At 47.5% G+C, this 26,537-nt stretch carries 24 protein-coding genes; 6 read left to right on the top strand and 18 right to left on the bottom strand.

What is annotated here, in order from left to right; all coding sequences use genetic code 11:
* The first annotated feature begins 113 nt into the window (after nucleotides 1–113).
* Nucleotides 114–506, top strand: coding sequence for a hypothetical protein (locus M3661_RS18110; protein ID WP_251487213.1), 393 nt, complete (start codon nucleotides 114–116; stop codon nucleotides 504–506).
* Between the two features lie 193 nt (nucleotides 507–699).
* On the opposite strand, the gene M3661_RS18105 is transcribed toward M3661_RS18110, so the two are convergent.
* The 12 genes from M3661_RS18105 to M3661_RS18050 all read right to left on the bottom strand — a co-directional run bounded on the left by M3661_RS18105 (nucleotide 700) and on the right by M3661_RS18050 (nucleotide 14,785).
* Nucleotides 700–999 (bottom strand): hypothetical protein, encoded by a 300-nt coding sequence (locus M3661_RS18105; RefSeq protein ID WP_028533773.1) that lies wholly within the window; start codon nucleotides 997–999, stop codon nucleotides 700–702.
* A complete protein-coding gene (locus M3661_RS18100) occupies nucleotides 992–1,297 on the bottom strand; it encodes a hypothetical protein (protein ID WP_021259107.1) in 306 nt (101 codons plus the stop codon). The genes M3661_RS18105 and M3661_RS18100 overlap by 8 nt, the downstream gene beginning before the upstream one ends.
* A complete protein-coding gene (locus M3661_RS18095; RefSeq protein WP_065294202.1) occupies nucleotides 1,297–1,641 on the bottom strand; it encodes an alpha-helical endospore appendage domain-containing protein in 345 nt (114 codons plus the stop codon). Before M3661_RS18095 ends, M3661_RS18100 begins: the two co-directional genes overlap by 1 nt.
* A gap of 23 nt (nucleotides 1,642–1,664) precedes the next feature.
* Complete coding sequence (locus M3661_RS18090; RefSeq protein WP_251487210.1) at nucleotides 1,665–1,952, bottom strand: nucleoside-diphosphate sugar epimerase; 288 nt, start codon at nucleotides 1,950–1,952, stop codon at nucleotides 1,665–1,667.
* 47 nt (nucleotides 1,953–1,999) lie between these two features.
* Complete coding sequence (locus M3661_RS18085; protein WP_251487207.1) at nucleotides 2,000–3,382, bottom strand: glycosyltransferase family 2 protein; 1,383 nt, start codon at nucleotides 3,380–3,382, stop codon at nucleotides 2,000–2,002.
* Nucleotides 3,383–3,445: 63 nt separating this feature from the next.
* Nucleotides 3,446–4,555 (bottom strand): GT-D fold domain-containing protein, encoded by a 1,110-nt coding sequence (locus tag M3661_RS18080; protein WP_251487204.1) that lies wholly within the window; start codon nucleotides 4,553–4,555, stop codon nucleotides 3,446–3,448.
* Nucleotides 4,556–4,620: 65 nt separating this feature from the next.
* A complete protein-coding gene (rfbB, locus tag M3661_RS18075; RefSeq protein WP_094183224.1) occupies nucleotides 4,621–5,613 on the bottom strand; it encodes a dTDP-glucose 4,6-dehydratase in 993 nt (330 codons plus the stop codon).
* Entirely contained in the window at nucleotides 5,610–6,341 is a 732-nt protein-coding gene (locus M3661_RS18070; protein ID WP_065294200.1) for a sugar phosphate nucleotidyltransferase, read from the bottom strand. The genes rfbB and M3661_RS18070 overlap by 4 nt, the downstream gene beginning before the upstream one ends.
* Before the next feature lie 122 nt (nucleotides 6,342–6,463).
* On the bottom strand, nucleotides 6,464–7,453 hold the full coding sequence (locus tag M3661_RS18065) for a glycosyltransferase family 2 protein (protein WP_251487202.1): 990 nt from the start codon (nucleotides 7,451–7,453) through the stop codon (nucleotides 6,464–6,466).
* Nucleotides 7,454–7,648: 195 nt separating this feature from the next.
* Nucleotides 7,649–8,479 carry a glycosyltransferase family 2 protein gene (locus M3661_RS18060; RefSeq protein ID WP_251487199.1) on the bottom strand — a complete coding sequence of 277 codons (831 nt, stop codon included), beginning with the start codon at nucleotides 8,477–8,479 and terminating at the stop codon, nucleotides 7,649–7,651.
* A 204-nt stretch (nucleotides 8,480–8,683) separates the two neighbouring features.
* Nucleotides 8,684–13,531, bottom strand: coding sequence for a WIAG-tail domain (locus M3661_RS30525; RefSeq protein WP_251487197.1), 4,848 nt, complete (start codon nucleotides 13,529–13,531; stop codon nucleotides 8,684–8,686).
* A 93-nt stretch (nucleotides 13,532–13,624) separates the two neighbouring features.
* Entirely contained in the window at nucleotides 13,625–14,785 is a 1,161-nt protein-coding gene (locus tag M3661_RS18050; protein ID WP_251487194.1) for a glycosyltransferase family 4 protein, read from the bottom strand.
* A gap of 151 nt (nucleotides 14,786–14,936) precedes the next feature.
* Between M3661_RS18050 and M3661_RS18045 the strand changes: the two genes are divergently transcribed.
* On the top strand, nucleotides 14,937–16,034 hold the full coding sequence (locus M3661_RS18045) for a YheC/YheD family endospore coat-associated protein (RefSeq protein ID WP_142545848.1): 1,098 nt from the start codon (nucleotides 14,937–14,939) through the stop codon (nucleotides 16,032–16,034).
* Nucleotides 16,035–16,194: 160 nt separating this feature from the next.
* Nucleotides 16,195–17,013 (top strand): archaetidylserine decarboxylase, encoded by an 819-nt coding sequence (asd, locus tag M3661_RS18040; RefSeq protein WP_065291513.1) that lies wholly within the window; start codon nucleotides 16,195–16,197, stop codon nucleotides 17,011–17,013.
* A 136-nt stretch (nucleotides 17,014–17,149) separates the two neighbouring features.
* On the opposite strand, the gene M3661_RS18035 is transcribed toward asd, so the two are convergent.
* The 6 genes from M3661_RS18035 to M3661_RS18010 form a co-directional block, all read right to left on the bottom strand.
* Nucleotides 17,150–17,521, bottom strand: a complete 372-nt coding sequence (locus tag M3661_RS18035) for an aspartyl-phosphate phosphatase Spo0E family protein (protein ID WP_251487191.1) — start codon at nucleotides 17,519–17,521, stop codon at nucleotides 17,150–17,152.
* Nucleotides 17,522–17,533: 12 nt separating this feature from the next.
* Nucleotides 17,534–18,862: an XRE family transcriptional regulator gene (locus M3661_RS18030; protein WP_251487188.1), complete on the bottom strand. Its 1,329-nt coding sequence runs from the start codon at nucleotides 18,860–18,862 to the stop codon at nucleotides 17,534–17,536.
* 47 nt (nucleotides 18,863–18,909) lie between these two features.
* A complete protein-coding gene (locus M3661_RS18025; RefSeq protein ID WP_251487185.1) occupies nucleotides 18,910–19,140 on the bottom strand; it encodes an aspartyl-phosphate phosphatase Spo0E family protein in 231 nt (76 codons plus the stop codon).
* Between the two features lie 199 nt (nucleotides 19,141–19,339).
* Nucleotides 19,340–19,504: a hypothetical protein gene (locus M3661_RS18020; RefSeq protein ID WP_251487183.1), complete on the bottom strand. Its 165-nt coding sequence runs from the start codon at nucleotides 19,502–19,504 to the stop codon at nucleotides 19,340–19,342.
* Entirely contained in the window at nucleotides 19,501–20,781 is a 1,281-nt protein-coding gene (locus M3661_RS18015; RefSeq protein ID WP_251487181.1) for a helix-turn-helix domain-containing protein, read from the bottom strand. The genes M3661_RS18020 and M3661_RS18015 overlap by 4 nt, the downstream gene beginning before the upstream one ends.
* A 286-nt stretch (nucleotides 20,782–21,067) precedes the next feature.
* Nucleotides 21,068–21,853, bottom strand: coding sequence for a helix-turn-helix domain-containing protein (locus M3661_RS18010; protein WP_028533760.1), 786 nt, complete (start codon nucleotides 21,851–21,853; stop codon nucleotides 21,068–21,070).
* A 309-nt stretch (nucleotides 21,854–22,162) separates the two neighbouring features.
* Here M3661_RS18010 and M3661_RS18005 point away from each other — a divergent pair, with 309 nt between their 5' ends.
* The 3 genes from M3661_RS18005 to M3661_RS17995 all read left to right on the top strand — a co-directional run bounded on the left by M3661_RS18005 (nucleotide 22,163) and on the right by M3661_RS17995 (nucleotide 26,488).
* A complete protein-coding gene (locus M3661_RS18005) occupies nucleotides 22,163–23,458 on the top strand; it encodes an aminotransferase class I/II-fold pyridoxal phosphate-dependent enzyme (RefSeq protein ID WP_251487177.1) in 1,296 nt (431 codons plus the stop codon).
* 236 nt (nucleotides 23,459–23,694) lie between these two features.
* A complete protein-coding gene (locus M3661_RS18000; protein ID WP_251487174.1) occupies nucleotides 23,695–25,890 on the top strand; it encodes an ABC transporter ATP-binding protein in 2,196 nt (731 codons plus the stop codon).
* Nucleotides 25,883–26,488, top strand: coding sequence for a DUF1854 domain-containing protein (locus M3661_RS17995; RefSeq protein ID WP_251487171.1), 606 nt, complete (start codon nucleotides 25,883–25,885; stop codon nucleotides 26,486–26,488). The genes M3661_RS18000 and M3661_RS17995 overlap by 8 nt, the downstream gene beginning before the upstream one ends.
* Nucleotides 26,489–26,537: the final 49 nt, after the last annotated feature.

The following is a 26,537-nucleotide window of genomic DNA, read 5'->3' as shown; positions in this document are numbered from 1 at the left end:
CTATTTACAATCTCTATTCCAAAAGGTAGGATACGCACAACAACTGAGACGCTGCTTGCAATCGATTTCGATCTGCACGGCAGATATTGCATCTCATCGAGAGGAGGCACGATATGCAAGACCTAGAACTTGCACAATTACTAAGTCACAAGCTATCTGAACACTGGGGAAAATGGAACGAGCAGCATGGAGACAGAATCGTTCAACCAGAAGAGATGGATGTTCATCTTGCTTCCGACCTTGTTTATATTCGACTTCAACCGCGTGAACAGCTACTCGACAGTACGGAACACAACTATAGCGGCAGCACCCGTCTACGAGCTCACAAGGCGATCTCCCAATGGGAAGTGCAGCAGCGTGGAATCATGTGGGATACGATCATTCCTCGTGCATGGGGAGTAAGCGTTATGCGCATGTGGCTCGATCTACCTCTGGTAGGCGGAACCACGCTTGACGTCATACAACTGGAGCCACATTCAAGCAGGAAGCTATGTCTCTCCCCTTGAAACCAATTAATAGAGAGCTGTAAACGAAAATCAAGTTTCTGACGATGCGCAGGCATACAACTGCGCATCGTTCTACCCCGTTTACCCAAACGTGATACTTGTTCAAGTTCCTTCTTGCTCGAATCCTATCACTCGATAGCCATTAAAAAACAGCCCTCCTCTTGCCCATGCAAGTGTCAGACTGTTCACTTCGTTATGCTTGATTGGCATAGGACAGTTGATGTGCATCTTCATATCCTTTCGCATACCCCACCCGATATCCATCTTGATATGCAGGATGCTGAATGCGATGATGAGTCGAATGTGTTGAGGCAAATTGCTTCGTTGTACGCCGACGATCGGGCTGCTTCACAACCTGAAGACGGCGTTGCGATTTCCGTTGCGGAACCTGCTTGCCCGCTTTCCTTACGCTTCCCGTTGATCCAATGCCGCTAACCAACTTCTGCTGTCCTATTTGCCGCCGGGATCTCCGTGCTCGCTTCAGCTTATTCACTTGCAACTTCTCCCTCCTCCACTCTCATCTCCTCGAATTGACAATCCGGATGCAGCCATGGAGGCGCAGCTGTGCCTGTCTTGCGAATACGGGTCTGAAAACCTGTGACCATGCCGCATAGTGCAAGCTGATACATGGACAACAGACGAATATTGTCCTTGAGCAATTTCGTTGCAGCTTCTGAATGTGCTGTGAGGTCAGCCATTTGATTCAACATACGTGCCAATGCGGATTGGCTCTGCACAATAGCCTTGATCATTTCAATCTGCACCTGCTGCTCCTCGTGCGCTGCAGCCATTACATTTTGTCTCCTATTCCGAACTCTCCATTCAACATGCCCCCTCCGAGGCTATCCCCGTAACCCTCGGATTCCTCACGCCGGAGCAGTACCTTCATATTGTGGGACAGACTGACTTGCAGCTTCGTCAAACTCTCGATTACTTCAACCACTTGCGCATGCACGTCAAGAGGTTCGACAATCTGTTCCCGATGATTCGTGAACGAATGCTCTGTCATATGATTCAACGTCCAGTTGCGCATCTTTTCGGCCTCTACTGCTTTAGCTTCTAGGATCTTCGCTACATTGCCCTGCATCTTGGCCATAGCCTCCAGAATGCCGTGATAGGACTGTTCTCTATTCATGCAGATCCCCCCTTGCATGCGCATTATTCCTCTGCATCATCCGAAATCTCCTTCAACACATGCTGCAGCTGTTCCGCCATCGCTTCCTCTAGCTCCGCGATTCCGTTCAGATAAGCTACGATACTTTTCGTTAATGCCTGGGAGTATTCCTTATAATCGTTCTCCCCCCCGAATTGAGGGTCAACATCTGGCAGTGCATGCACGATTTGCGCCATGCGAGCCGCTACATGCCGCTCTGCGTCAAGCACGCGCGCCATATGCCGCTGCGTATATGACATTTGACCAATCATGTCCGTGATGAAATGTTGCAATATTCTCCCCTCCCAAGCACAAGGCCTAGCTTCCATTCTTCAATTCCTCAAATGTGATAGGAATGAATGACCGGGTGCGCCATAATTGGCAACTGTTCCGTAAGGTCGCTTCTCTCTTGTTCCGTACGGATTGCTACCTTATCAGCGAATCCCCAGCGGTTCAGCGCATGATCACTAACAAGCTCTCTGCATGCTTCACCCTCACGACGATAATACTTGCCTAGTTCTGTTTTAAATACAGCACCGTCAGGAATCCTTCCCTCTGTTGCATGCTGTTTACTCCATTTCTGCGCAACCGCAGCAGCCTCAATCGGTACTCCTGTTGGCCAGCCTCGCAATTCAAGCTGACTTACCCTTACAATCGGGATACGTAACTCCCCTTGAACAGGACGTTTTGCCCCATTTTCAATCCAATAATTTGCATCGTTTAGTCCAGTAACTGCCACCTGAGACGGATAAAATGCCTGACATTGCCGGCCCGCAAGCATCCCATGCTGCGTACGAATACGCTGAAGCCAATCATAAGCATTGCCCCACTTCTCTTGAAAGAAAGCCGCATGCTTATCCTGACTAGATTGAGTGTGACCGTCCTGCTCCTGCAGGCTTCCTTGGAACGAGCGATGGATAAATACGTCCCTCGATACGATAAGCTTGAGCCCTAGCAGCCGCATGCGCAAATGATAATCTTCATCTGCAAATCCGCTATTCTCAAATCGCTCGTCAAAGTATCCATTCGCTTCAAATGTGCTGCGGCGCATAAGGCGGCACACATGGAACAAACGATCTGTGCTATGCCACCGGCTTGGATCTGGGATATTATATTCAGCAGCAAAGTCATACATATCTTTGACATGTTCGTAAGGCACAGGTATCTGCTGTTCGCCGTCAACACGGTTCGACACGGATCCAACCATACCAAATTCTATGTTGCTGTGTAAGCAATTCAGCATACCGGACAACCAATTCGGCGTTACGAGCGTATCACTGTTCAATATGCATATCGTGCTGCCTTTGGACATCATCAATCCAGTATTGATTGCACTTGCCAGACCTCGATTGGTCTCATGGCTGTGATATCTAATCTGTCCGCTAAGCCTTTGCAGATAGGCCAGCGTATCATCGGTTGAGGCATCATCAACAACGATCACTTCGATCGGTCTGTCCGTATTCGAGAAAATACTGTCCAAGCACTGCTCCAGCTGATTCCGTTGATTATAAACAGGCAAAATGATGCTCGTTCCGTCGAATGGGGTGCCATATCGTTCTTGACCTGCCTGAAAGCCTCTGACATAACCTAACGAATAACCATGATCGAATCGGTCTTGCCTCCGGTCACCCTTGCCCTTCCCTGATAGCTGGTGTGTGCTGTTTGATGTTCGAGCTCCTGCCCTCCGCGTCTTCTGCAGTACCGGCCGACGATGTCGAGTCATAAACGTGTCACACCTCCCCTTCCCCTTAATGCAAGTTCACACTACCGAATCCAATTTTCAACTTCATATTGCAATGACTCCATCCGCGATCTTATTCGCTAGATGGCCGAAATCAATGGCCACTTTGTTGTATCGCTCTGCTATTTGCTGTGCCAGGATGACCGCTGGAATTCCTGCCGCTACCAAGGCGATATCAAATTCATATCGGGACACCTCATCTAGAATGCGTGGGATATCCGTTGTCCCCCGAACAGGAGCAATTGTACCGGTTACTGTAATTCCTCGCTTCCTCAACATGGATGCTAATCCCACGGCGGCATTGCCCACAGTCAATACGCGGCGCCTTCTAAGCAAGCCATACAGGTGTCCCTGCAATGCAATAGCGTAATTCACTGTCGAAACGGTCAGCCTCATATCACCCATGTGTATGCCATGTGCACGAAGCACCGGCAAGAGGAGGCCATGGAAATTCGGGGAACGGAAGGTAGGTACACCGACAAATGACGCCTTGCGCACAGCTTCAGCCAATTGTTCCCGGCAATTATGATCAGGAATTTCAAGTCCTGCATAGGCCAGGAAATCGCCATGTCTCCGCACGAGTTCAGTCGAAACGACCTTATCATGTGCCAAGGCGAACATCTCTCCATCACCAAGTCGGACAAGGGACATCGGTCTTCGCTCTTCCAGCGCCTTATGAAGCTCTGCGCATACTGCCTCCGGTTCTATGAACGACTGCAACTGATGCCGGAACTGTTCGAAGCCTGCAGTGATGACGTCTTCTACGGATATATCAGGGAGATACGTATTCTCAGGCAATAAATTCGCCAGAATCAACTCGCCTCCCTCATACCTTCCATGACGATATCCATCTTCAAAGCTAAGCCGCTTCTCATCCTCCAGATTGGGGATGGTTGGAATGAATTGATGAATAACAGGGTCGTTTTTTCCTAGCTTCGGCAGCTTCGGCAGCTTCGATAGCTTCGATAGCTTCGATCTCAGAACCCACTTTTTCCGTAACCCTCTTCGCGCCCCTTTGCGTCTCAGACTGCCCACTCGACCATTCTTTGTTCGCAATCGCTTGCCAAGCGGGCGACGCTTTCTTTTGCGTGGAGTACGAATAGAAGCTGTAGTTAGAATAAGCAGCGGCCTTTTGCGACCTACAGTCGTACTCATGCCTTCACCTTCCCTTGTCATCATGCAGTTATCTGCCTACAAAGCCTATATGCCTGAAGCCTGAATCAGCGTGCGCCTAAATAAGCGCCGGTGCGAACCCTCTCCCACCAAGTTCGGTTGGATACGTACCAATCGATCGTTTCCTGCATCCCTTGCTCCAGATTGACGGTTGGTCGCCAGCCCAACTCACGCTCACTTTTTGCTGGGTCAATGGCATAGCGCTTGTCGTGTCCAGGACGATCTGAGGTAAAGGAAATGAGTGATTCCGGTTTATCCAGCACTTGAAGAATCATCTTCACGATGTCAATATTCGTACGCTCATTATGCCCGCCAATGTTATAGACTTCCCCTGCCTTGCCCGCTCTCAATGCCGCATCAATTGCCGCACAATGGTCTGTAACATACAGCCAATCCCGCACGTACATCCCGTCACCATATACAGGAATCGGTTCATCATGCAATGCACGCAGGATAATCGTCGGAATAAGCTTCTCTGGGAACTGTCTTGGCCCATAATTATTGGAGCATCGAGTAATTACAACAGGCATTCCATACGTATGTGCATAAGCTCGCACAAGCAAGTCAGATCCCGCTTTCGATGCGGAATAAGGGCTGTTCGGCGCCAATGGAGACTCTTCTGTGAAATAACCTGTCTTGCCTAGCGATCCATATACTTCATCCGTAGATACATGAATGAACTTCGAGATCCGGTGACGCTTCGCTGCTTCCAGCAGCTGAAATGTTCCGAATACATTCGTACGGACAAATGCCTCTGGATCAGAAATGCTGCGATCAACATGGGACTCCGCCGCGAAATGGACAACCGCATCATACGCCGTCTCCGCAAAGATCTGTTCGAGACGCGCCTGTTCTGTAATGTCCGCTTTAATAAAACGATAACGACCGGATGTTACAACGTCCCCCACATTATCTGGGTTGCCAGCGTAAGTGAGTGCATCCAAATTCGTAATGCGCAATCCCTCATATTGAGAGAGCATATATAAAATAAAGTTGCTCCCGATAAATCCCATGCCGCCGGTTACGAGCAAATGCGTCACAACCGCACCTCCCACAATTGCTGCGAAGCCTCTGATAAGGAATCGAATGTCCCCGCATCGATCCACCATTGCTGAAGCGTATTGTATCGCAGCTTGCCAGCTTGCGCATAGCAGTTGTTCACGTCGGTAATTTCCAGTTCCCCTCGCGCGGATGGCTCAATTGCGCGAATATGTTCGAACACCTGAGTATCGTACATGTATATGCCTGTGACACAATAGGATGATGGGGGGCTTTTTGGCTTTTCTACAATGCATGCTATTCGATCTTGATGCTCGCTATCGAATTTAGGGACGCCGTATCGATGCGGGTCCTTGACTTTTTTGAGCAGAATACGGGCCTCTCCAGCATCTTGTTGATGAAACGCTTCTACAAAAGGGGTTAAATTGTCCAAAAATAAGTTGTCGCCCAGCAACACAACAAACTTCTCATCCCGCGTCAAATAGGGCTCTGCCAACGACAGCGCCTGCGCGATGCCCCCTGCTTCATCCTGAATTGCATACGTAATGCGCACCCCCATAGACTGGCCGCTGCCGTAATACTCGGTATACAACGAAGCAGACATTTTACCAATCACCATGAAAATGTCGGTTATGCCCGCTGAGCGCAATCGTTCTATCCCATAGCTAACCATAGGATGTTTGCCTACAGGTATTAAGTGCTTATTCATAAGCTTGGTCAGTGGATAGAGACGGGTTCCAGTTCCCCCAGCCAATATGATGCCCTTCATGACGTACATCCTCCCTACATGAACATATGCGTTCGATACTTGATCTCGCACATTTATCCGTTACTTGCGCGCATTATATGTTGAAATGATCATACTGGTGTGTGGATACGGATATGATTTCTTCAGCCAACATTTCTTCCCCTTGCAATGCGCTCTCGCTCCACATTGTCTGTTCGAACTGTATCCCTCTCCATCATTAGCGCCTGAAAGGCTTCCATGTGATCGCCAAGAATTAATGTGGCAACCGGATTGCTTGCTCCGACATTCGTTTGTCTAATTCGGTTATTATGAATGACGTCCACGACCTGTACGGCCTGAACATGAAGCCCACGTACGATAGCAAGTGCCTGCGCCTTGGGTGGAACACAGAGCGCCTCTTCACCCACCGTCTCGATGGCATGGCGGCTAAGGGCATGCGGAACTGCTGTCATTGAGTTCGCATACAGATCTTCTCTCCCCAAGCAGCGATTGAGCCATTGCTTGCAATGCGTAATTCCATCCTGCTGTCCGAAATGATGAAGTAATGGAGTAATATTATTCAGTGCAACATCGACCCCCGTCTCAATTGCCCATATGAACGGAGCCAATTTATCAGCAGGTACTGGAAAGTCCCCATCCATAAACAATACAATATCAGCGTCCGACAGCCTTGCCCCTATTGAGCGGCCTATATCGTGCCCTAACGGATCGGCATAATGAACAATGGTTGCCTCCTGGGCCTGCTCTTTGGCGATTTGCAGCGTACCATCTTTGGAACCATTGATGATGACAAAGAGATCATTTAGCGACAATTGCTGCAATTGCTGCAGAACAGCTCCTATGCTTCTCTCCTCATTGCATGCGCTGAGCACGACGTCTACACGCTTCGTTGTCGGCACAAGCACCGCATCTGCAGCTTGTGGGAAACGACTCTGTACGAACCCGTCTCGGAACGATTCAGCCATAGCCCTTATCCACTCAAAGTGCCGCAGGATGGGGCGATAAGGCTCCATAAACGATGCAAACCGCCTCTGCATCTCATTCTTGACGATTGGGCGCGGGACTTCTGTCGACACTTCTTGTTGCATGGCGTATTCGATGCCTTGCACCTGTCCAGCCCTTGAGGCCTCCATGCACATTTCCCGCGGGACGCGGGGAACAGCCGTGATGCTAACCTTCGGAGCAATTGGGCGAGGCTTCCTCCTCGTCCTCCGTTGGGATTTCCGCTGGCGGATTTTTTTGCGTCGCCGCCGACTGGCCACGCTGAATACTTGCCGGGTTCTACGCCGTATCTTGATGCGCCGTTGTCGCTTTCTCCTTAGCTTCACTTAATTCACCCGCCATCGTTGTCTAGTCAAGTCAGTATGTCCACCACGATCTCCAGCCTGTTCGAGCAGCCAGCAAACTGCCCGCATATGATCGTCATTGATGAGCTGTTCTAATGGATCCGCTATGTGCCCTTTGGTGCGAATTCGGTTCAATTTCCCTACATCGATGGAAGGAGCGGTCGTGACAACGAGCCCTTTGTTGATGGCCATGGCCTGTGCGAGCGGCGGTACGGACAACGCATCCGCTCCGATAACTTCCAATCCCCGACGGCTAATGACGTGGGGCACCGCTGTCATTGATGCCCCCTTCAAGTCAGGACGTGATAGCAGCGCGTTAAGCGCATGCTTGGCCAAGACGACCTGATGCACTTCATGGCGATTCACAGGTCCTGAATAGTCATTAAGTACAATGTCTTTGCCTTCTTCAACCTTCCGTATATAAGGTCTGAGCTTCGAGGATGCGATCACCATATCGCCATCCAAGAATAATAAAATATTCCCCCGAGCTGCCTGTGCCCCAACGGTTCGCCCTATGTCATGCCCTAATGGCTGATCATATCGGAGCACCCGGGCTCCCATTGACTCAGCAATCCGATCTGATCCGTCTGTACTGCCGTTCGATACCACGATAACTTCTGTCCTTGGATGGACTCGGGCAGCCTGTTCAATGACTTTTGACAGCGTGCGGCGTTCATTTAAGACAGGAATGATCACAGATAAGACCGGATAAGAATGTGCAGGTATTTTTATCTTGGGACTCCATCTGCGCATTCTCCGTTTACGCTTTTTTGTAGAACGGAACCGCCGCCGACGCAGTTTCACTCTCCGCAATTCGCTTCACCCCCTAGGACAGTTATGCCTGTGTAACCACCACATTGTATGTGCCTACCTGATAAGTTGTAACGGCATCTGTACATACACGAGGGATTAGCGGGGATAAACGGCTGAAATACGTGGGTGAATAACCGCCAGCAGCCATGTTGACGCTGACGGTTACTCATAATCACGAATCGGCATTCGCGAAGTGATCCTTTTCTATCCGATCACGATCCATGATACGAATCCTTCCGGCTGCGGACCAATGCGTGTACGGATAATTTCAATGACGACATGATCCGTGAACTGCGACTTCAGAACTGCATAACAAGAAGGATGATTGGTCATTGCGACGAAAACATAGTTTTCATGCGGATAGGATTCTTCGAACTGTATCGTTAACTCAATCTTCTCGTCTAGTTCACGGAAAGCGAAAGACGACATCCCGAATTGCTGCAGTGCAGAGGTTCTCGTCGATGTAGTACGAATAGACGAGAACGTACAATGTTCTGGCGTTATTGCCCCAAGGCTCACATGCTCCGAGCTTATCGCTCCTTGGCTCACGTGCTCCGAGCTTATTGCTCCTTGGCTCACGTGCTCCGCTGTTATTGCCCCGTGGCTCACGTGCTCCGCTGTGATCGCTCCTTGGCTTACGTGCTCCGAGCTTATTGCCCTGTGGCTCACATGCTCCGCTGTTATTGCCCCGTGGCTCACGTGCTCCGCTGTGATCGCTCCTTGGCTTACGTGCTCCGCTGTTATTGCCCCGTGGCTCACATGCTCAGAGCTTATCGCTCCTTGGCTTACGTGCTCCGCTGTTATTGCCCCGTGGCTCACATGCTCCGCTGTTATTGCCCCTTGACTCACATGCTCCGAGCTTATCGCTCCTTGGCTCACGTGCTCCGAGCTTATTGCCCCTTGACTCACATGCTCCGCTGTTATTGCCCCTTGACTCACATGCTCCGCTGTTATTGCCTCTTGACTCACATGCTCCGAGCTTATCGCTCCTTGGCTCACGTGCTCCGCTGTTATTGCCCCGTGGCTCACATGCTCTGAGCTTATTGCTCTGTGGCTTACGTGCTCCGAGCTTATTGCCCCGTGGCTCACGTGCTCCGCTGTTATTGCTCCTTGGCTCACATGCTCCGCTGTTATTGCCCCGTGGCTCACATGCTCTGAGCTTATCGCTCCGTGGCTCACATGCTCTGAGCTTATTACTCTGTGGCTAACGTGCTCCGAGCTTATTGCTCCGCGGCTAACGTGCTCTGCAGTTATTGCCCCGTGGCTTACGTGCTCCGAGCTTATTGCCCCGTGGCTCACGTGCTCCGCTGTTATTGCTCCTTGGCTCACATGCTCTGAGCTTATCGCTCCGTGGCTCACATGCTCCGCTGTTATTGCCCCGTGGCTCACGTGCTCCGCTGTTATTGCACCTTGACTCACATGCTCCGCTGTTATTGCCCCGTGGCTTACGTGCTCCGAGCTTATTGCCCCGTGGCTCACATGCTCTGAGCTTATCGCTCCGTGGCTCACGTGCTCCGCTGTTATTGCACCTTGACTCACATGCTCCGCAGTTATGGCTCCTTGGCTTACATGCTCCGAGCTTATCGCTCCTTGACTCACGTGCTCCGCTGCTATTGCACCTTGGCTCACGTGTTCCGAGCTTATCGCTCCTTGGCTAACATGTTCCGAGCTTATTGCTCCTTGCCTCACGTGCTCCGCAGTTATCGCTCCTTGGCTCACATGCTCCGCGCTTATTGCCCTGTGGCTTACGTGCTCCGAGCTTATTGCCCCGTGGCTCACGTGCTCCGCTGTTATTGCCCCGTGGCTCACATGCTCCGCTGTTATCGCTCCTTGGCTCACGTGCTCCGCTGTTATTGCCCCGTGGCTCACGTGCTCCGAACTTATCGCTCCTTGGCTCACGTGCTCCGAGCTTATTGCTCCTTGACTCACATGCTCCGAACTTATCGCTCCTTGGCTCACGTGCTCCGAGCTTATTGCTCCTTGACTCACATGCTCCGAGCTTATTGCTCCTTGACTCACATGCTCCGAGCTTATCGCTCCTTGGCTCATGTGCTGAGATTGGATACACTCCGGCTGCACATGAATCGATTCTACGCTCTCCGGGGCAAGATGATGCCCATGCACAGCATTCTCTACGAGATGAGTCTCATCAATCGAGCCGCTGGCCATATGCTGGCTGTTTATTTCTCCTGCCGCCAAATGAGATCCATGGATAGCTGCTACTGATATATGTTTTGCATGGATAGCGTTGGGCCCTATATGGTCTTTCGTTACAGCAAATGGTTCAAGTTGAGACGATCCAATGATTATGGGCTCTGCTGGTGGGGGATTGACGAGATTATTCAACATCGTAAACAATTCATCATCAAGATGTTCAATACGAACTGCCCCAGATGCCAAGTGTTCGTCCGCAACAGCCTGTGGCTGAATATGTGTCCCTTCCACTGACCCTGGAGCCAGCTTGGAGGCCGTTACCGACTGTTCTGCAAGCTGATAGGTGTCAATCGCCTGCGCTTCTACATGCTTGCCTGATACCAATCCGGGAGCAAGATGCTCCGCCTCAACAGCTTGATAGGCAATTGCTTCCGAGCTTACTGCACCTTTTGTCAAATGGATGGATTCTACACTGCCCGCTGCTAATTTCTCAGAAGTAACACTCTTATTCGCAAGCTTGCTGGATGTAACCGACATATCACTTAACTTGTCGCTGGATACACTCTCTGGAGACAACTTGAGGGATGTAACCACATGATCAGCCAAGTGATGGGAGTATATGGAGGATGAACCTATGTGTCTGTCTCGTACAGCATGCGGAGCAATCTTCTCACTCGTTACCGCTTCTTGCTTCAGCATAGCCGCATCAATCGATTGAGCTCGGATATGTTCGTCGCTAATTGCTCCAGTTGAAATATGTTCATCCTTGATGGAGTACAGCTCTATTTCCTTGGCCCCTACTGCACCCGCACTGATGTGACGGGAAGTTACGCTATCGTCAGCCAATATCTCAGCCGTCACACTTTGATTCGTCAGCTTTTGACGAGTAACCGCCTCATCAGCGAGCTGCAAAGAGGTAACGCTGTGTACACCCAACTTGCTTGTTGTCACTGCCTCATCTACGAGATGCGCTGTGTTAACAGCATTCGCGACTAAATGTCTCCCTTCTACTGCGCCTGAAGTAATCGTACGCTTATCAATTGCCCCGTCCTGCACATGCCGATTTGCGATGCTATCTTGCTCAATATGCTCCCCGCCGATCGCCTCTTCCTGAATATGAAGACCGACTATGGCAAGTGGTGCGATCTGCTGCGTGCTTATTGCATGCTTGACAACATGACGAGACTGAATCATGGCATCTGCAATTTTTTGCGAAGTAATACTCTGATCTGCGATTTTGGAGGAAGTGACGGCTTGATCTATCAACTTCGCTGTTGCGACTGATTGATCCGCTAATTTATCTGTCGTTACAGCCTGTTCGTGCAAATGCCAGCTATGAATTTCTCCTTCGCGCACATGCTTCTGATGGACCGCTTCCTTCTGCAAATGGGCAGATTGAACTGTTTCTGCTGCAAGATGGATCGAATGAATTGATTGAGGCTGTAGATGATAGCTGCTAATCATATTCGGGGTAAGATGTGAGCCTTCAATTTGGTTGGAACCAATATGCCGACTCTCAACAGCACGTTCAGCGATGATACGACTCACAATAATTTCATCAGCTAAATGGTCGCTAACAATGCTAGAGGGGGCTATTTTATCGCTCGTTACAGCATGATTCCGCAGCTTCGAATTCGTGACTACATCATCACTAAGCTTGGATGTGTCCACAGCGCCATTGGCCAAGTTTTCCGTATGGATCGCACCGCTGCGTATCTTTTCAGAGGTTATGGATTGGTCTTGAATCAATTCATTCGAGATGATTAGTTCGCTCAAATGCTTCGTATGAATAGAGCCTTCCGCTAATTTATCAGAATCGATCGTCTTATCAGCCAGCTTCTCGGAGGTTATACTGCCGTCCTTAATTTTGCCTCCTGTAATAGAACGATCTCGAATTTTACTGCCTGAAATCGCATTGCGAATGAGGTGCTCACCCATAATCGAATCAGGAGCGATCTTCCCGCCAGTGATCGCTTCATCTGCAATTTTAATCGATGTGACAGAATGATCCTTTAGCGCATCAGAATCAATGCTCTCACGTTTAATCTTGGATCCGCTTATCGAATACGCAGCCAGTTTCTCATTGGTAACAGCCTCATCCACGATATCATCTGTATATACAATCGCTCTTGGCCGGAAAATGCTTCTCTTCTCGAAAAGCTGTTTTTCCTTCTCTGCCTGCACAGCTATTACTGCATCAACGTCTACCTTCAGCTCCGTTTGCTCAACTGGATTGTTTTCAAGCACATGGAGTGCGTCCATAGAGGAAGCATCAACTGAGGAAGCTTCAACCTCTGCATCTTGGGACACCGTTCCTCTAATAGGCTTTGATGGATTTTTAGTCTTCTTCTTTTCTGTGCGGGTTGCTTTCGAAAGCTTGCTATCTGCTTGCTTCGATGAAGGTGCGTTTACGCCAGTGAGTGTGGAAGCTTCGACTTCCGAAACTTGAGTGGACTGCGCCTTCTGCTCGCTATGCTCAATGTCTGGGGATATAGTGAATGGAGGTACAGGCGTTGGTATGTTCTCTTCTCTACTTACATGGGCATCCAAAGATGGTGTCTTCGACTTCGAAGAACCTTCACCTGCTGTGGGCTGCTTCATGGCAACATTGCCTCTCTTTGCCTGCTGAAGAGCCAGCTTTGCTTGTTTCATCAGATGGTTCATTTCTTCCTGTGCTGTCGCAAACGCATTGATGTTAGCTTTCTTGGACTGTGCAACACTATCGGGCTTAGATTTCGATAATTGATCCAAATGGGGCTCAGATTTCGATAATTGATCCAAACTAGGCTTAGATTTCGATAATCGATCCAACATTTTCAGTTCCGACCTATTCGGATTATCTACATAATAGGAAGGCCTCTTTCCTTTCGGGGACAAGCTCCCTTTTTTCTTTTTCACGCTGCACTCTCTCCTTTCCGATGGGCTTCTACCTACACCTAATCCATCATATGCACCCAGTGCTCTCCCCGACACTCGCCTATACGTATGAATCTATTGCTCTGCAGGAGCGCCTATTTCGTTAGCCCACCGCTCGGCTGTTTTGTCCCATGTAAAATGATTCTGTACATGTTCCACAGCCGCTTCCCCCATTCTCTTTCTTCGTTCATCATCATCCAATAACCGATTTAGTTCATTCGCAAGCCGTACGCTTAGCCGAAACGGCCGCACGAGCACGCCTGTAATCCCGTCTGCAACAACCTCTTGAATGCCTCCGACACGTGTTGCAAGTACAGGGACTCCAGAAGCCATCGCTTCCACATTGACTAAACCGAATGCCTCCTTCTCGACCGAAGGCATGACTACAACATCCGCTAGCAAATACCAATCCGGTATTTGTTCATGGGATACATAAGGGACGAATCTAACGTGCTTCGGATACACTCTGCCCAAACGCTCAAGCTTACGCACATAGACGGTTCTCCGTGCAGATCCATAAAACGCGCTGCCGACGATGACAAATAGCGCCTTAGGCTGCCTCGCAATGACACGCGGAATGGCCTTCAATAAATGATGAACTCCCTTTAAGGGAATAAGACGCCCGACATATAGAATGATTTTGCGATCCGCCCAACCTAGCATGTCCTTGCCTGCTTCAGAACGCTGCATTCCTTCTTCCGTCCATTTAGAGCGGAATCGCTCTTGGTCAACTCCTAATGTATTCACTACGATTCGCGAAGCACAACTTGGACAGACTGCTGCAACTTTGCGATATAAATAGCGGCTGTTGACGAGAATCCGATCTGCCGCTCGAAGTGATGACCTTAATAATTTCAGGGGAATATGCTTGCGGCTCATGAAGGTGACGGAGTGAAGATTCAATATGATTTGGGCATTGGGAAAGGAACGCTTGATAGGGAGAACAAATCGGGGACGGTTCTCAATTTGAATCGTATCAGGCATGAACTGAGCCATGCTGCGAATAACCCCCTGTACGTACATCCGTGCATGGCTCGCTCGAATTCGAACACAAGGAACACCCCGAACCGTGTCTATCTCTTCCTGGCCGCTCCACAGTCTTGCATAAATTCGTGCATCTATTCGCTGAGCAGCCTTGCTTACCACATGCTCCACGACTCGCTCAACGGAACTGCTCGATCCAGAAGGAATCGGGAATGTTCCTGGCGTAATGACAGCCACCTTCTGAAGATGCATTTCGTTCCTCCTCATCTGCTTAGCCAAGCATCAAATTTAGTCATTATGCCTTCATCCACTCGTCCATACCGCCAATACTGGACATACATACGATGCATTATCGCCGATGGCTATTTGTATATCGCATTTTTGCCCCTAAGGAGGTATAACCATGTCCGATAATCGAATCGGCATTTTGTTCAATGCTCCCTTGCTGCGTGGACTCATCCGTGGTAAGACGAAGCACGAAGCTATCCTGTTCTATGAAGAAGCTGCGCGTCAGAACGGAATCATCCCTTGCTTCTTCCGAATTGAAGATGTAAATACCCGTCGAATGGAAGTAGCCGCATATGTAAAAGGGCCGACTGGCTATGTTCGCCGACGCATGCCTATTCCACGAGTCATTCATAACCGAGCGATTTATTTGCGTCCCACTTCACGCGCGCGTATCCGCTCTCTGGTTCAAGCGAATATTATCTTATTCAACGAGGTCAATCGATACGGCAAAATGAGCATTCACAACGTACTCAAGGCAGATCATATGATCGCCCCACATTTGCCAGACACAACCCTCGCAACTCGTTCTTCTATCGCCAGACTCATGGAACGCTATGACGCGATTGTACTGAAGCCTAATAACAGCAGCATAGGACGAGGGCTCACCAAAATTGAGCGAACAAGCAAAGGGTGGAGAACGACCTACATGCTGCGAACGTCAACAGGGGGCCGTAAGTGGAGAACCGTCGAGATGCCTGAGGGGAAATTGCCCGCATCCGTGAAGTCCCAAATGCTGAAGAAGGCCTTTTTGGTTCAACAGCTCTTGCCGCTCGTTTGCTATAAGGGTAGACCCTTCGATCTGCGTGTATCCGTACAACGAGACGGAACCGGAGAATGGAAAATCACAGGAATCGTGGGCAAGGTTGCACCATCGCATACATTCGTCACGAACGTAGCTCAAGGCGGAACAGTCTATCCATTTGAACTGCTGGCAGCTTCTGCACTGCCTTATATTCCGCTTGATATCCTTCGCGAACGAATCAGCCGCTTCTCCTTAGATGTCGCTTCACGGCTATCACACACCCTGCCCCATCTTGCAGACTTAGGACTAGATATCGGGATCTCTCCTGATGGAATTCCTTTATTTATCGAATGCAATGGACGAGATCAACGTTACAGTTTTCGTGAGGCTAATTTACTTGAATGTTGGAGAGCAACCTATGTGAATCCCATTGCCTATGGCGCATCTCTGCTTCGTCAAGCAAGTCAATAACCCTCTTTATTCTTAGCGTTGTGTAGGATCATATTGAAAATGATGGCGTTCTGTGTCAAGATAGTCCACAGGAAACATGCTTCTTATTCTGTTTCTTGAGGCTGAAAAATACAGGACGCCCTTAATTCAGGTGTCTTATAAACCAGGTGATTAATTAACAATGAAAAAAAGATTTTTACGGCTACTAACTGAATTATCCTCACGCAAGTGGGTATCTCGCATCGCAGGCCGCTTCGCCAACTCCGGATTAAGCCGCCGATTTATTCCAACCTTTGCGAAGACGTACAATATCCGTGTTGAGGAAGCTGAGAAGCCTATGGATCAATACGGGACTTTGAATGAATTCTTCACTCGCAAGCTTAAGCCAGATATGCGTCCTATTTCTGCTGCAGAAGACCAGCTTGCTAGCCCTGTAGATGCAATGATTACAGGTATGGGGCCAATTCAGGAAGGCAGTATATTTAATGTGAAGGGGCAGGATTACACTCTCGATGAGATGCTGAACCACTCTCCTCATCGACAAAAATATAGTCATGGCTATTGCTTCGTGCTGTATTTAAGTCCTTCCGATTATCATCGTATTCACGCCCCCGTTACGGGGACCACTGTGGAGAGCGAACATGTGCCTGGGCGTGTCTATCCAGTAAATGATTTTGGTCTGCATCATATGCCGCGTGTACTTAGCCGCAACGAACGACTTATCACGTACATACGACATGGACAAGGTGAAGTAGCGGTTGTGAAAGTTGGGGCACTCAATGTGAGCAGCATCCGTTATTCGGATGATAAAGTGAAGTCCAGCTACGAGAAGGGGCAGGATCTTGCCTATTTTGAATTCGGATCAACCGTTGTGCTGCTGACAGAAACGAATACATTCGAGCCCCTGGAGGGATTAGCGCTCGGCGCCAAGGTTAGAATGGGAGATTGCTTGGGAACGTTCCATGCGAAGACTGAACGCGTACAGAAGACACAGAGCTAACCCTACTTGCGTTCAATAGCATCTTACTGAAAAGGGGCTTTTCCATAGGCCATGAACCATGGCAATTGGAAAAGCCCCTTTTTCTGTGCTCATTTTCTCAGGCACCGACTACTAAAGAAAAGCGCTATAACTTTCTTTAAGTAGTTAACACTGCTCTTTTTAAAATGCTCTTTTTCTGAAATTCCACAATATAACCGTCCAGCTCTTGACTAAGTCGAACGACAGTAGCATCTGTCAGATTCCGGCCATCCGCTACAGCACTGATCATGTTCAATCGTGTCTGCTCCAATTGTCTCAGCAAGGCCTCATCCGTTTCCGTTAATCTAGTGAACATGGATATCCCCTTTTTGAAATAATCGATAGCTTCTTTCTGTCTATTCATTCCGCTCATTACTTTCCCTTTGTTGATGTAATAGTTTGCGAGTTCATTGATTTTCATCGGATTGGAGAAGTCTTCTTCCAGATAGTCTGATTCACCTTGGAGCAAATGTTGTGCGGCAACACCCATAAATATTAGGATTCATTCCATCAACAAAAACCGTTTAAGGATTCCTCTTTTCTGGATCTCAACAATGTAGTCATCAAGCTCTTGACTAAGCTGAACAACTGAAGAATCCGTCAAATTTCGTCCAGTTTCAGCCACACTAATCATCTGTAATCGTGCCCTTTCCATCTTCCTTAGCAAAGCTTCATCATTTTCAGTTAATACAACATAAACGCTTACACTTTTAATATAACATTCAACTGCTTCATCAATCTTTCCAAATCGATGCAGCCATCTTCCTTTATTTTTGTAGTAGTATGCGTGTCCTGTTATTGAGATTGGATTAGAGAAGTCTACTTTGAGGTATTCATGCTCTCGTTGGAGTAATTGAGCTGCAGAGTGTTTATCATTAGATGAGAAATATATACTAAGAAGTGAGTTTACGATATTTATCTTATAATTGGCTTCCGCAAGGCATTGCTGCAATTGGTTAATAGCCAATTCTATATTCCCTCTTTTTTCATTGAGCTTTGATATCATATAGTTAACGCGCTCTTGAACACATGGAAATTGATACTTGCTAAATCTGTTCAAATAGTACTCGGACAAATCGTATTCATCGAGCCGAAAATACGAGGAACAAAGAAGAAGAAGAGAATATGCCTTGTAGTAGTCATCAGAGTCATCAACATTATCTACCAACATACCGAACTCGATACTTTCATAGAAACGCTCTAAGTTGAACGCATGTGCGCCCAATTTATAATATAGAATAACTCGTTCCTCACATGAAAGAAGCTCGGCATAGCGAAGCACCCCCCGCCCCAGCTGATACGTGTCCTCCATTTTACTGAAATCATCTCGTGCCACTAAATACCGATAGAAGTTTCCTTTTGCAACACAAATCTGCATATCTCGTATCGCTGCGAAGGAAATGGCGTAATCCAATAGTTCAAGACGTAAATCTATGTTGCCGGCTTTTTGTTGAATCAATTGAATAACCTTACTTAATGACAATTCGTTGTTCTCAACTGATGAAGCTAACAAATGGACGAGAATATCTATCGTTATTTGTCTATCCTGATTGGAAAAGCTTGTATCTAAAAGAATTAGCCATAGTTCCAAACTAACGCCTTCACATTCTGATAGAATTGTAACCAATTCTGCCAAGGGAATATGCAGCACATTAATAAAAGTTTGCAATACTGCATTTCCCAATGGCAATTCACCCTTCTCAATCGTGAGAACAATTTCATCATCTACTCCTACTAATTTTGCTAGATCTTGTTGCGTTATACCCTCCCGATCCCGGTAGCATTTAATTAGTTCCCCTATGTTTTCATAAACCTCTATAACGGAACCCATGCTCGTTTCCTCCGTTAATTCAGGATTAGTATTACGTCCACCTTAAATTACCCAGCTATTTCTATCTCTAGTATCGCTTTTTTCAGAAGTCTCTTTTTTTGAATTTCAACCAAATACTCATCAAGCTGTTGACTAAGCTCAATGATTTCGGAATCGGTAAATGTTTTTCCCTCTTCAAGTGCCCCTTGTAGTTGCTCGCGAGCTTTTTCTATTGCATCCAGTAATTTTTCATCTGACAGGCTGATTTCATTAGTAGGGATATCAAAGTAAAATCGCATCGTGATAGCCTCCCGCTTTAATGAGATTTTATTGATTATTTCTATTATCCGACAATTATATATCATTGTTATTATATAACATTCTGCTTATTTCACTACATTTCTATGAAATAAGATATATTCGACTCTGTTCAACAATTTGCTCCATACAAAACAACAAAAAACGGACGCCTAGTCAGCGCCCGCCCCAGTTAAAACCTTACCAAGGTAAAACAGCTCCCCCGCCGCTATACAATGTATAGACTTGCGTTTGTTTTGACTGACTAGTTAGACTAGAATCCCCCATTCCATGTGCTACGGATGGAATGACGAGAATCGATGCTGCAATCACAACAGCACATAGCTTTTGGCAGATTGTTTTCAATATTTCTCCTCCTCGTATTTTTTTAAGTTATCAAACAACTCTTGAACTCTACTTGATATGGTCTTGTCATTTATATTCCCAGCAATTTGAAAAACAAGTTCAAGACATTCATATAAGTACTTCTGTTCACAAATCCTTACAAAAATAGAAGCGCTGCAAATATAGCAATCAACTGCTTCTTCTTGCCTATTTGTTATTTGCAAGTATTTCCCTTTGTTCAAATAAAAATGTGCCTTTTCCGCTTCCATTGCAGGGTTTATTTGATCACCAGCAATGTATTCTTGCTCGCGTTGTAGTAAATTTTCTATGGCCGTTAAATCATGGTTAATAAGAAACAAATTAAATAGTGAGTTAACAATATTCATTTTGAAACTAGAGGTTTCCAAACAATATTTCAATTGTTCGATTGCTAATTCAATACTCCCCTTTTTTTCTTGAAGCTTTGCAGACATAAAATCAACATATTCTTGCACAAATGGGAAACTGAATAAACTAAATGTTTTTAAGTACTTTTCCGCCATATCAAACTGTTCCAACTCATAGTAGGAGGTACAAATCGCTAAAGTTGAATATGCTTTAAAACTACTCTCAATATCATCTTCAATAACCGCTTTCTTAGAAAGCTCTATACAGTCGTTATACTTTCTAAGATTAAATGCATGAACGCCTAACTTATAGTAAAGTGTTACACGTTCATCTCGAGACAAAAATTCTACATAGTAGAGAACATATTGACCAGTTTGGTAAGTTGCCTCCATCTTCGAGAAATCGTCTCGCTCAATCAAATACTTATGTAAGGTCCCTCTCGCAACGAAGCGTTGAATTCCATGACTTCGTGCATAGGTAATAACGATGTTCAGTAATGAGAGCTTCAGCTCATTATCGTTCGATATTTCTTGAACTATTTGAAAAAGCTTGCCTAGCAGAACTTCGCTCTCTTCATTGCGGGATGCTAATAGATAGGAAGCGATCTCAGCTGACAAGGAGTAATCCCCACTCGATGTTGAATTATGCAATAATCCGAACCAAGTGTCTGAACGATGGTCAGTCAAGGACAAAGCATCAATCACTTCGCGCAAGGGCACGTTCAGAACGGAAATAATGGGTTGTATGGTCGCGTAATCAGGCCGTTTAATGTCCCCATTCTCAATCTTGGAGATGCTGCCTCGGTTAATTCTTGTCAACTCCGCCAGCTTCGCCTGCGTCATTGACCGCTCATACCGATAACGTTGAATTAATTCTCCTAATGTCGAATAAACAGCACTGATGGAACCCACTCCATCACCTCCTTATTATGGAATTTATTGTCTTAATTCTATCATTATATATATCTCTTGTAAATCCCTCACATTCCAACAAAATGAATATTTATTCGACTCGCACTTTCTACTATTAAAAGTAAACTAGTGAACACCTTTTGTCGATAACCTCGTGCTGATTTTATCGTTCCTTAACAATTCTAATCATTATCTAGGCAGATAAGGTTGTCGTTTTCGAGCAAATCCACACCCAGCAAAAAAAGCTGCCCGGACAATAGTGCCCAAAGCAGCTTGTATGATCCTTTTATCGAATTTCGGACGGGCTCCGTCCTGTATATTGCTTAAACTGGCGGCTGAAGAAGAAAATATCCCTGTATCCTAATGCATCCGCCACTTCCGTCACATTCATTCCAGCATGATGCAGCAGATGCTCCGCTCGTTCAATTCGAGAACGAATAATATACGTCTGCACAGACATCCCGATCAGTTCCTTGAACTTCACTGAGAAATAACGCGGGGACAACTGCGCTCGCTTCGCCAAATGCTGAATACGATGATTGGCACCTGGATTTTGCCTGATATAATTCGCAATTTCATGGATGGATTCCGCAAGCTGATGACTCGTCTTCCGTTCATCCGGCTCTTCCTTGTCTGCGCGCAGCAGATGAATCATCAACTGCTTCAGTACAAGCTGAGCTTCAATCTCTGCACCATACGTATCCCGCAAAAACAAGCGCACATATCTGGCAAGCAAATGTTCGAAGTCAACCGTTTCGTGCAGTTCTCGATAGGACATGGGAATGTCCGACAATGATGCATCCACATCAAAATGAATATAAGTTAATGTCAGCGGCTTTTGCGGATTATGTGTTGCGGATGTGTGATCCCCCGGACGGAATAAGAAGCAGCTACCTTTGCGAATCTCATAGACTTCGCCATTCAGCGTCAGCTCCCCCTCCCCACTCCATACATAGAACAGGTCATAGTTCGGCATTGGCTTCTCTCGCTTCTGCCATTTCCAGTTCGGTTCACATGTAATCTTCGCGCAAGCCGGCTTCAGAATGTACTGCGTCGGCGATGCTTGTAACACGGTAGTGCCCCCTTCTTTCTCTCTAACATGGTCTCTTCTCCATCATAATTAAGTCAATTTCATGTAGGATTGCTCGAAAAATTTGCACTATTTCACTATAGTACCATCACTTTTGCAAAATTTGAACCTCATTCTTTACTCATCAAATATTAGGCGTATCGTTTTTGTATGCCGCTTATAGGTAATGATAACCAATTCATCGTGACGAATGAAGAGCCATAATGCTATAATGAAGAAAGTATTTCAAGGGCGTATTCCATGCATGCATTGCATGGGCCCTCTTACAATGATGGTGGAAGGATGGACGCCATGAATCAACTGGCTCAACAATTGAACGAAACAATTCAACAGCACAATCCCAACATTTATGCCATGCTCTCCCGGCTCGCGCAGCAAATCTACTTTCCGAAGGAAGGCATACTGAGCCAATCAGCAGAAGCCAAAAGCAAGGCCAAGGCATTCAATGCCACAATTGGCATCGCTACGGAAGGCAATACCCCAATGCACCTCAGCGTCATTCAGGATACGTTGTCTGCCTATGACCCTGCTGATATCTATCCCTATGCACCGCCAGCAGGCAAGCCTGAACTGCGCAAAGCATGGAAAGAAAAAATGCTTACGGAGAACCCATCGCTTAGCAATGTAACAATCAGCAATCCGATTGTGACGAATGCATTGACGCACGGACTCAGCATCGTTGCGGATCTGTTCGCGGACGAGGGCGATGTTGTGGTGCTTCCAGAGAAGAACTGGGAGAACTACGAGCTCACGTTCGGCATTCGCCGCAATGCAGAGATGGTCTACTATCCGTTATATAATGACAATTGGAAATTCAATAGTGCAGGACTTCGCGATGCCTTGCTTGCCAATAAGGACAAGGGTAAGGCAATCGTTGTCTTGAACTTCCCGAATAACCCAACTGGCTATACACCTGGAAGAGAAGAAGGCGAGCAGATCGTTGCGGCCTTGCTTGAAGCAGCAGAAGCAGGCATGCGTCTCGTCGTGGTAACAGATGATGCTTACTTCGGTCTCTTCTTCGAAGACTCCATGCATGAATCCTTATTTGGCAAATTGGCTTCCATTCATCCTAACATCCTGCCAATTAAGGTCGATGGAGCTACGAAGGAAGAGTATGTATGGGGATTCCGCGTAGGTTTCATCACGTACGCAGCTGAGTCCGAAGCACTGCTCGCTGCCTTGGAGCAGAAGACAATCGGAATCATTCGGGCTACCATATCCAGTGGCCCACATCCTTCGCAGACGTTCGTGCTCCATGCGCTGAACTCTCCAGATTACGGAGCGCAGAAGCAAGCCAAGTTCAATCTGATGAAGGCGCGTGCGAACAAAGTGAAGGATCTGCTTGACAGCGGCAAGTACGGAGATGTGCTAAGCTACTATCCATTCAACTCCGGATATTTCATGTGCTTGAAGCTTCAAAATGTACATGCCGAAACCTTGCGCACACACTTGCTCGAGCAGTATGGTGTCGGCACAATTGCTCTTGGCGATACCGATCTGCGTGTTGCGTTCTCCTGTATTGAGGAGAACCAATTAGAGCAATTATTTGATACGATCTATCAAGGGATTCTTGATCTGACGAAATAGCACCCTGTGCTTGTTCGTGCAATTCAGCAGCCCTATTATCGTGCAACGAACAATTGTCGCCTAAGGAGTAGAACACTGCTCCTTAGGCGGCTCTTTTTATTTTAGATCCGTTCTCTGTGCTATCTTGAATCTTTCCTCCAATATTATGCAGCTTTGCGAAATTCCCCTCCCCTAACACAAGTTTGTATGTTACAATTTCCCAATATTAAGAATTCTTATAGAAAAGGGGGATATCCTTGCGTTTTATCGAATCACCGCCATTCGCGACCACAGGCATGACCACGGCTGAACTGCTCTTCTGCGGGAGAGCCGATATTCAGGACGATGCTACATTATCTGAACGCTGGCTGCTGATTTCCCAAGATGAAATCTTCATATGCACCTCTTCCGGAAAATTAGAAAAGCGCATTCTTGTAAGCGTTGTCAACAGGTGCCGAACGAATGATGCGATAGGCAGCTCGCAGCTCATCGCAGATACTGAGCACGGTTCGATCGTACTCGTTCGATACACATCGATGGAAAATGTGAAGTTCGCGTTCGCTTGCCGACTGATCCAAGCAATCATTCAGGGAGATGAGCTGCCGCTTCCATCCGTGGATGACATGCCGCGGCGGTGCTCCAAATGTGGGGCACGACTCGTTAACCAGAACGAAAGCTGCCTACGCTGCACCGATAAGGGAAAGGCATTCAGGAGAGTGCTGGACTATGCGAAGCCTTTTAAGAAATGGATGTCGGTTGCCTCATTGCTCGTCATCGCCACAACGTTAATTGAACTTATCCCTCCTTACCTCACGAAAATTATCGTCGATGATGTCCTGCAGACGACACATCCCGCCGCATCCCTGCTCGCACTCGTACTGATGCTTGGTCTTGTTCAGCTCACACTTTCTGTCATGACGACCGTTCGCGGCTATATCAGCGTACATACCGGCAGTAAGCTTATGCATAATATCCGTGAGGATGTATATGGTTCTCTGATGAAGCTGTCGCTCGGATTTTTTGATCGCCGCCAAACTTCACAGTTCATTGGGCGAGTCAACCATGATGCCGATGCACTCAGTCAATTTTTGAACGATGGCGTCGTATGGGTTACCAGCCAGATTCTGCTCATCATCTCCATTTTCACCATGATGGCTTCACTCAATTGGCAGCTTACTTTGCTCGCACTCGTCCCAGCTCCCATCGTCATCTTCTTCTCTTTTGTCATCTGGCCATTCATTCATCAGCGCTGGTATATCCACTGGAGAGCGCTTAATCGCATCAACACGATTGTAGGCGATACACTCCAAGGCATTCGCGTCGTAAAAGCATTCGGACAAGAGAGCACAGAAAGAAGTCGTTACCATAAGGCGAATGATGTGTTAATGAAGCAGTCCATTCGTGTAGACGGACTTTGGGCAGGTGTATTCCCCTTGTTCTCCCTTGTGACACAATCTGGTTTGCTGCTCGTCTGGTTCGTTGGGGGTCAATCCGTACTTGGTCAACATATGACACTTGGAACACTTATGGCGTTCATTGGTTACTTGGGTATGTTCTTTGGCCCACTGAAATGGTTCAGTCAAGCCGTAAACTGGACCAGCCGAGCGTTTGCTGCCGCAGGCCGCATATTTGAAATTATCGATATGAAGCCAGAGGTACCGGATCGAGATCAAGCAATGCGGCTCACCTCTGTACGCGGAGCCGTACAATTCGAGAATATTAGCTATGGTTACGAGAAGCATCGTCCCGTATTGAAGGAACTTACGCTTGCTGTACAGCCTGGAGAAATGATCGGTATCGTTGGTCATTCAGGAGCAGGGAAGTCCACGCTCATTCATCTGCTCTGCCGTTTCTATGATCCTGACAACGGCCTCATTCGCATCGACGGGATCGATATTAGAGATATGAAACAGGAGAGCTTGCGTCAGCATATTGGAGTCGTTCTTCAGGAAACCTTCCTATTCGATGGTTCTGTAGCCCAGAACATTGCTTATGCGAAGCCTGACGCATCTCCAGAGGAGATTATGCGTGCCGCCAAGATAGCGAATGCACATGACTTCATCATCCGAATGCCCGATGGTTATGATACTCGGGTCGGCGAACGCGGAGCACGATTATCCGGCGGTGAGAAGCAGCGGATTGCCATTGCACGCGCAATTCTCCATGATCCGGCAATCCTGATTCTCGACGAAGCTACCGCTTCTGTCGATACCGCCACAGAGCGCCAGATTCAAGAAGCGATGATGAGACTCATTCGTGGGCGCACGACCTTTGCTATTGCTCATCGGCTGTCTACGCTCCGCCACGCCACTCGTATTATTGTCCTGGATCAAGGCAGGCTCGTGGAAGTCGGTTCCCACGATCAGCTTCTCTCGCAGAATGGAGTATACACAAAGCTTGTGCAGGCTCAACAGGAAATGTCTGAAATGAAAGGGGAGTATCTCTTTGCCTGATGTACATGTCCAAGAACCGCTCCATCAAGCCGAGCTGGAAGAACATATCCGCAACCAGTCAGCGAACAACACTAACGATCATGATCAGTCAGCCACTTCCATAAGCGCATTTGCGGAAGATATCCGCTATTTTCCTCCTACCGTATCCTTTCGCCACAGTGAAGGAGGCCTGCTGGAGCTTAGGGATGGAGATACGGTAACATCGGAAGTATCAATCTATCGGGCATTTCCATTCTCTTACGCCTTATGCTATTTATCTGTACGAGATCGTGATGGCAAGGAAATTGGCATTGTACGCGATTTGCAGCAGCTGGATTCCAGCAGTCAAGACGCTATTCAGCTTGAGCTGAAACGTCGGTATTTCATTCCTAGAGTGGAGAGTATTGTGAGCATACATGAGAAGAACAATGTGTGGAAATGGGAGGTTATCACTGATAGAGGAACAATGAGGCTCGAGCTGGAAACTTTGCATGAGCACGTCCAGCCTTCACCAGAAGGGGGAATGATTCTGCTCGACAGCTTCGGACGACGCTGTATCGTGCCTCCGATCTCTGAACTAGACACAGGAAGCAAGCGATGTCTGAACCGGTTGTTCTAAATTCAAATAAAGCCAGTGCCGGCAGCTTCCACACCGTCACTGGCCTTTC

The organism is Paenibacillus sp. MER 180 (assembly GCF_023713665.1).
GTDB classification, from domain to species: Bacteria; Bacillota; Bacilli; order Paenibacillales; family Paenibacillaceae; genus Paenibacillus_B; species Paenibacillus_B suaedae.
The sequence above is the reverse complement of the archived record's forward strand: the minus strand, read 5'-3'. Positions and strand labels throughout refer to the sequence as shown.